The sequence below is a fragment of the Streptomyces sp. NPDC056160 genome, assembly GCF_042268205.1.
GTDB lineage: Bacteria > Actinomycetota > Actinomycetes > Streptomycetales > Streptomycetaceae > Streptomyces.
The window spans coordinates 96,211-102,973 of sequence record NZ_JBHJUW010000011.1 but is presented as its reverse complement, the minus strand read 5'-3'; the positions used below and the strand labels follow the sequence as shown (position 1 = coordinate 102,973).

Below are 6,763 nucleotides of genomic sequence, written 5' to 3'. Positions count from 1 at the left end.
GGCCCGGCCACCGCGGCGCCCGCCCCGGGCCCCGCCGCCGTGCCCGCCCCCGCCGTCCCGGTCGCCGTCCCGGCCCTCGTGAAGCCGGCCGGTGCCCCGGCCGCGGCGCTCGCCCTGCCCGCCCCGCACGTCGATCCCGGCGACCCCGACGCGGGCTTCCTGGCGGGTCTGCTGGCGTCCGCGCCGGCCGAGCTGATCCACGCCCTGACCGCCGCGCCCGCGCCCTCGACCGAGACCCGGCTGCGCGAGGTCCGCGCCCGCCTGGAGACCGGCGAGGCGGACACCGCCGTACGCGTGCTGCGCGCCCTGGAGCAGCAGCACCCCGACGACTGGCGGGTCGTCTGGTACCGGGGCCTGACCGCCCTGGTCACCGCCGACCACGAGGAGGCGGCGCTCGCCTTCGACGCGATCTACGACGCCTTCCCCGGGGAGGTCGCGCCGAAGCTGGCGCTCGGCCTGTGCGCGGAGGTCCTCGGCCAGCTCGACAACGCTGCCGAGTACTACCGCCTGGTCTGGTCGAGCGACCCCAGTTACGTGAGCGCGGCCTTCGGGCTGGCCAGGGTCCGGCTCGCGGGCGGCGACCGGCAGGGGGCCGTACGGGCCCTGGAGTCGGTCCCGGAGTCCTCCATCCACTACACGGCGGCGCGGGTGGCGGCCGTACGGGCGCGGCTGCGGCACCGTACGGCACCCGCCTCCGACACGCCGTTCCTGGCGGACCTGACGGCCGCCGCCGGGCAGGTGGAGGCGCTGCGGGCGTACGGTCTGGACCCCGCGCGGCGCGAGCTGCTGTCGGCCGAAGTACTCGGCTGCGCGCTGGACTGGATACTCTCCGGGGGCCGGGCCACCGACCCGTCCTCCCGGCGGGTGCTGCTCGGCAGCGACCTGGACGAGCGGGGACTCCGCTTCGGCCTGGAGCGTACGTACCGCACGCTGGCCCGGCTGGCGCCCGGCGGCGAGGAGAGGATCGACCTGGTGGAACGTGCCAACCGTTACCGCCCCCGGACGTGGGTGTAGTTGATGTCCCAGATGCACCAGCAGGCCGCTCTGACGAACTGCCCGAGCTGCGCGGAGCCGCTGGAGGCGGGTGACCGTTTCTGCGGCGCCTGCGGATACGACCTGTCGGCCGCCGCGCCGCGGCACGACACGCCGACGGTCCAGATGAACGGCGGCGCGGTGCCGCGCCCGTCCGCGCCGCCCGAGGGCGGCACGGAGGGCGACGGGTGGCCGCTCGCCCCGCAGCCGGACAGTTCCGGCGCGGCCCGCATGCAACACCCCGCCGACCTCCCGGGCACCGACTCGGGCGGCTCACCGCTGCCCGCACAGGGACAGCAGGGGCAGCAGGGGCGGGAGCCGTCAGCGGCGGCGCCGGAGGCGGGCGTACGGTTCGACCGCCCCGCGGAGCCCGAGGAGTACCCGCTCCAGGCCCCGGACCCGCGCACGGCCCCGGGCGGCACGGAGGGCACCGCCGCCCTCCCGGAATTCGGTGCACCCGGCGGGGCCGGTGTCCCCGGCGGGGCCGGTGTTCCGGAAGGGACCGGTGTTCCCGGTGAGGCCGGCGCGGTGTGCGTGGCCTGTCGGGCGGGCCGGGTGGACGGCGACGGCTACTGCGAGAACTGCGGTCACGCCCAGCCCCGCGAACGCGACCACATGGAACGGCAGTCGGGCCCGGTCGCGGCGGTCAGCGACCGCGGTCTGCGCCACCACCGCAACGAGGACGCGTTCGCCGTCGGCAACGCCGTCCTGCCCGACGGCTCTCCCGCGACGGTGGCCGTCGTCTGCGACGGTGTCTCCTCCGCGACCCGCCCCGACGAGGCCTCCCTCGCCGCCTCCCGGGCCGCCTCCGAGTCCCTGCTGGCCGCCCTGCCCCGGGGCACGCACCCGCAGCAGGCCATGCACGACGCGATCGTCGCCGCCGCGCGGGCGGTCGACGCGCTCGCCGAGGAGCCCGCCGGGGCCCGTGAGCACGCCCCCCAGCAGAACTCCCCCGCCTGCACGCTCGTCGGCGCGGTGGTCACCGCCGGACTGCTGATCGTCGGCTGGGTCGGTGACAGCCGTGTCTACTGGGTGCCGGTGGACCGCGCGGCGCCGCCGGCCCGGCTCACCGAGGACGACTCGTGGGCCGCGCAGATGGTCGCGGCGGGCCTGATGAGCGAAGCGCAGGCCTACGCCGACGAGCGCGCCCACGCGATCACCGGCTGGCTCGGCGCGGACGCCTACGAACTGGAGCCGCACACCGCCTCGTTCAAGCCGGACCGGCCCGGAGTGGTCGTGGTCTGCACGGACGGCCTGTGGAACTACGCCGAGTCGGCGCAGGAGATGGCCGAGGCCCTGCCCCTGGACGCGGCCGTACGCCCGCTGCACAGCGCCCGGGTCCTGGTCGGCCACGCGCTCGACGGCGGGGGCCACGACAACGTAACAGTGGCCGTCCTGCCGTTCCCGGCACCGCCGCAGGGGGCAGGATCGGCCTGAGGGACACGGCCGGAGCGCGCGAGGGGACGCCCGGTCCGGGTGCCCTCGCACGGGGACTTCCCGGGGACCGGAGGGCACCGTCAGGGCGGCGGGGGGGGGGGACCGGTCCGGCAGAGCCGCACAGTCGTCAGCCCCGCCCACGGGGCCCAGAGGGGGGATCTGGGAAGGCATGGCCAATTTCTCGAAGTCCAGCGTGCCGCTGTTCTCGATGGACGTGTACCAGAACGAGTACCTGCCGGAGGGCGGGCGTGAGGTCGACGCCATCATCACGGTGACGGCGACCGGCGGCGGCACCGTCGGGAGCGCGGTCACCGCCCCGCACCTGTACACGTCCGGCCAGGGGCCGTCCGCGGCGGTGGTCGTCATGGTCGACTGCTCGGGTTCGATGGACTACCCGCCGGCCAAGATGCGCAACGCCCGTGAGGCCACGGCCGCCGCGATCGACACGCTGCGCGACGGCGTGCGGTTCGCGGTGGTCGCCGGGACGCACGTGGCCACGGAGGTCTACCCGGGCGGCGGCAGGCTCGCCGTCGCCGACGCCACCACCCGCGACCAGGCCAGGACCGCGCTGCGCCGGCTCGGCGCGGGCGGCGGCACCGCCATCGGCACCTGGCTGCGGCTGGCCGACCGGCTGCTCGCCTCGCAGGACGTCGCCATCCGGCACGGCATCCTGCTCACCGACGGCCGCAACGAGCACGAGTCGCCGGACGACCTCAGGGCGACGCTCGACGCGTGCGCCGGGCGCTTCACCTGTGACGCCCGCGGTGTGGGCACCGACTGGGAAGTGAAAGAAGTCACAGGGATCGCCTCCGCGCTGCTGGGCACCGCCGACATCGTCGCCGATCCGGCCGGCCTGGCCGCCGACTTCACCCGGATGATGGAGACGGCGATGGGCAAGGAGGTCGCCGACGTCGCCCTGCGGGTGTGGACACCGGTCGGTGCCACGATCAAGTTCGTCAAGCAAGTCGCGCCCACCGTCGAGGAGTTGGGCGACCGTCGCAGCGAGGCCGGCCCGCGCGCCGGGGACTACCCGACCGGCTCCTGGGGCGACGAGTCCCGGGACTACCACCTCTGCGTCGAGGTCCCGAGCGCGAACATCGGCCAGGAGATGCTGGCGGCACGGGTCTCCCTGGTGGTGCCGGAGCCGGGCGGAAGCTCCCGGAACCTCGGCGCCCAGGGTCTCGTACGGGCCGTGTGGACCGACGACATGGCCGCCTCCACCTCCATCAACCCGCAGGTCGCCCACTACACCGGGCAGGCCGAACTGGCCCGGGCCATCCAACAGGGGCTCGATCTTCGCAAAGCGGGCGATTTCGATGGAGCAACGACCAAACTGGGGCGGGCGGTTCAGCTCGCGAACGCCTCCGGGAACGCCGATACCGCGAAGCTGCTCGCCAAGGTGGTGGACGTGGTGGACGCCGCGACGGGTACTGTGCGACTGAAGACGAAGGTCGAGGAGGCCGACGAGATGACTCTCGAGACCCGGTCGACAAAGACTGTTCGTGTAAAGAAGTGACCTGGCACGGCTCGGCTCCACGAGCCGGCAGTACGACCCAGCAGCACAGCGACAGACAGTGAACCCGGCCCCTCGGGGTGGGAGAAATCCGGCCGGTGCGGCCGGAAAGGAGAGGGGGAAGCGCCGACATGCCGACCTGCCCGAACGGACACCAGTCGGGTTCCGACGACTGGTGCGAGGTCTGCGGTCACCGCATGGCCGGTGCCGTACCACCACCTCCTCCTCCGCCGCCGCCCCCGGTCGGCGGCTACGGCTTCCCGCCCGCGCCGGGCCCTGGCGGCCCCGGGCCGGCCGGCGGCTTCCCGTCCCCTCCCGGGGGGCCCGGCTCCCAGCCGGAACTCTGCCCGCAGTGCCGCACGCCCCGCGAGGGCGGTGCGCCGTTCTGCGAGGAGTGCCGGTGGAACTTCCTGACGAACACCGCCACCTCGTACACCCCGGCCGCCCCGCGCCCGCAGACGCCCGGCCCCGGCCCGGTCGGCGGCCCCGGCGGCGGTACCGGCCCGCGCTTCCCGCAGGCGCCCGCCCCGGCCTACGGCAGCGGCGGCGACGCCTTCGACTACCAGGGCTCCCGGCCCTCCCAGGTGAACCGGCCGGCCGAGCCGATCCCGCCGAACCCGCCCTTCGGCGCGGACCCCGCGGGCCGTCCCGGCGGCCCCGGCCCCTCGGGCTTCGGCGGCGCCCCCCGGCCGACCGGGCCGTCCGGTGGTCCGGGCGCACCCGGAGCGCCCGGCGGACCCGGAGGACCCGGTCCCTCGGGCTTCGGCGGTGACCCTTCCCGCCCCCTCCCGCCGCCCCCCGGCCCGCCGCCGCACGCCGGCCCCGGCGCTCCTGGTGGCCCCGGCGCACCCGGCGGCGCCCCGCAGGCCTTCCACCGGCCCGGCCCGCCCGCGCCGCCACCCTTCCCGCAGGAGGCGAACAGGCAGCAGCCCGGCGGTCCGTCCTTCGGCGGTGGCGACGACGACTGGGTGATCTCCCCGCCGTCGTCCACGAACCCGGGCGGCCCCGGCGGCCCGGGTCACGGCGGTCCAGGTCCCGGCGCTCCGGGCGGTCCGGCCGGTGGTCCCGGTGGTTACGGCTACCCGCAACCCGGCCCCGGACAGCGCCCCGGTCCCCAGGGCGGCCCCGGTGGTTACGGCTACCCGCAGCCCGGCCCCGGGCAGCCTCCGGGCGCCCAGGGCGGCCCCGGTGCCTACGGCTACCCGCAGCCCGGCGCCACGCAGGCCCCGCCGCCGCCCCCGCCCGGCCCCGCGTTCCCGCAACAGGCACAGCAGCCGCAGCAGACCCAGCCGCCGCAGCAGCTCCACCAGCCGCAGCAGCCGGCGACCTGGACGGCGACGATCGGGCCGGACCGCGAGTACTTCATGGCGATGATGCACCGCTCCGGCCCCGAGGCCGCGGGCCTGAACCTGCCCGCGTACTCGCCCGAGCAGCAGCGCACGCTCAGCGGCGACCAGATCACCATCGGCCGCCGCCGGCACTCCACCGGCGACACCCCCGACATCGACCTGGCGGTGCCGCCGGAGGACCCGGGCGTCTCGCACCAGCACGCGGTGCTCGTCCAGCAGCCCGACGGCAACTGGGCGGTGGTCGACCAGAACTCGACCAACGGCACCACGGTCAACGGCTCCGAGGAGCCGATCCAGCCCTTCGTGCCGGTCCCGTTGCAGGACGGCGACCGGGTGCACGTCGGCGCGTGGACGACGATCACCGTCCGGCGCGGCTGACCGGAGGGCGTACGGATCAACCCGGCAGGGGCCAGCTGTGCGGCCCCTGCGGGTCGTCCAGCCACGCCCGGGCCCGCTCGCCGCTCACGGTGACCCCGTAGCGCTCCCGTTCCGGCCGGCCCGCGCGTTCCCACAGGTCGTACGCCTCGCGTGCGTCGGTCCGCCCCCGTACCAGGGCGAGCAGGAAGCGGAACAGATCGTCCTCACGGGCCCACGCGGGTACGCCCTCCAGCCTCGGCACCGGTGCCGCCGGTCCGCTGCCGCCGCCGCGCAGCGGCACGAAGTAGGCGGGGGTGTCGAGGAACGGCCCTTCGGCGTGCCCGGCGTCCCGCACCGTCAGGGCGACCAGCCCGGTGGCGATCGGCACCAGGATCCGGCCACCGGGGACGCACTGGGCCGGCCAGGCGGGCGGGACGGAGGGCAGCGCGCAGGTGGCGATGATCCGGTCGAAGGGGGCGCGCCGGGGGACCCCGCGGGTGCCGTCCGCGGTGACCACCACCGGGTGGTGGCCTGCGGCGGCCAGGTGGCGCCGGGCCGACTCGGTGATCTCCGGTTCCAGGTCGACGGTGGTGACGAGGCCGTCGTCGCCGAGCCGGTGGGCGAGCAGCGCCGCGTTGTAGCCGGTGCCCGCGCCGATCTCCAGGACCCGGTCGCCGTCCCGCACCCGCAGCTCGGCGAGCATCTGCGCCATCAGCGAGGGCTGGCTGCTGGAGGAGACGAGTTCGCCGTCGCGCAGCCGGGTGGCCAGCGGCACGTCCTCGTAGGCGCCGCGCAGCCACCGCTCCCGCGCGGCGGGGTCCGGGTTCTCGCCCCAGCGCCGTTCGTAGCCTGCGGCGCCGGCGACGTAGTAGTACGGCACGAACAGGTGCCGTGGCACCGCGGCGAACGCCTCCCGCCACACCGGGTCGCGGGCCCAGGCCCCGCTCGCCTCGATCTCCCGGACCAGCGCGGCCCGCTCCGCGGCGGCCTGCCCGGCCCGGTCCTTGTCGTCGGTGTCGACGGGGTGCGCGCCCATGGCTCCACTGTGCGGCTCGATCGGCCGCGGGGCGAGCGT

The 6,763-nt window shown here is 76.2% G+C and carries 5 protein-coding genes; 4 read left to right on the top strand and 1 reads right to left on the bottom strand.

Going from position 1 to position 6,763, the window contains the following annotated elements; all coding sequences use genetic code 11:
- From ACFC02_RS06580 to ACFC02_RS06565, 4 genes are all read left to right on the top strand, one after another.
- On the top strand, positions 1-1,014 hold a 1,014-nt coding region (locus ACFC02_RS06580; protein WP_376353107.1), incomplete at its 5' end, for a tetratricopeptide repeat protein.
- 3 nt (positions 1,015-1,017) lie between these two features.
- Positions 1,018-2,469 (top strand): protein phosphatase 2C domain-containing protein, encoded by a 1,452-nt coding sequence (locus ACFC02_RS06575; protein ID WP_376353104.1) that lies wholly within the window; start codon positions 1,018-1,020, stop codon positions 2,467-2,469.
- A gap of 169 nt (positions 2,470-2,638) precedes the next feature.
- A complete protein-coding gene (locus tag ACFC02_RS06570; protein ID WP_376353101.1) occupies positions 2,639-3,985 on the top strand; it encodes a VWA domain-containing protein in 1,347 nt (448 codons plus the stop codon).
- 128 nt (positions 3,986-4,113) lie between these two features.
- The gene (locus ACFC02_RS06565) at positions 4,114-5,709 is read left to right on the top strand and encodes an FHA domain-containing protein (RefSeq protein WP_376353098.1); all 1,596 of its coding nucleotides are present in this window, start codon (positions 4,114-4,116) and stop codon (positions 5,707-5,709) included.
- 16 nt (positions 5,710-5,725) lie between these two features.
- Here ACFC02_RS06565 and ACFC02_RS06560 read toward each other — a convergent pair whose 3' ends face one another.
- Entirely contained in the window at positions 5,726-6,724 is a 999-nt protein-coding gene (locus ACFC02_RS06560; protein ID WP_376353096.1) for a methyltransferase domain-containing protein, read from the bottom strand.
- Between the last annotated feature and the right edge of the window lie 39 nt (positions 6,725-6,763).

Bases quoted from the DNA above. Each gene is read 5' to 3' on its own strand.
- ACFC02_RS06560 (WP_376353096.1), bottom strand. From the start codon at position 6,724: ATGGGCGCGCACCCCGTCGACACCGACGACAAGGACCGGGCCGGGCAG.
- ACFC02_RS06565 (WP_376353098.1), top strand. From the start codon at position 4,114: ATGCCGACCTGCCCGAACGGACACCAGTCGGGTTCCGACGACTGGTGC.
- ACFC02_RS06570 (WP_376353101.1), top strand. From the start codon at position 2,639: ATGGCCAATTTCTCGAAGTCCAGCGTGCCGCTGTTCTCGATGGACGTG.
- ACFC02_RS06575 (WP_376353104.1), top strand. From the start codon at position 1,018: ATGTCCCAGATGCACCAGCAGGCCGCTCTGACGAACTGCCCGAGCTGC.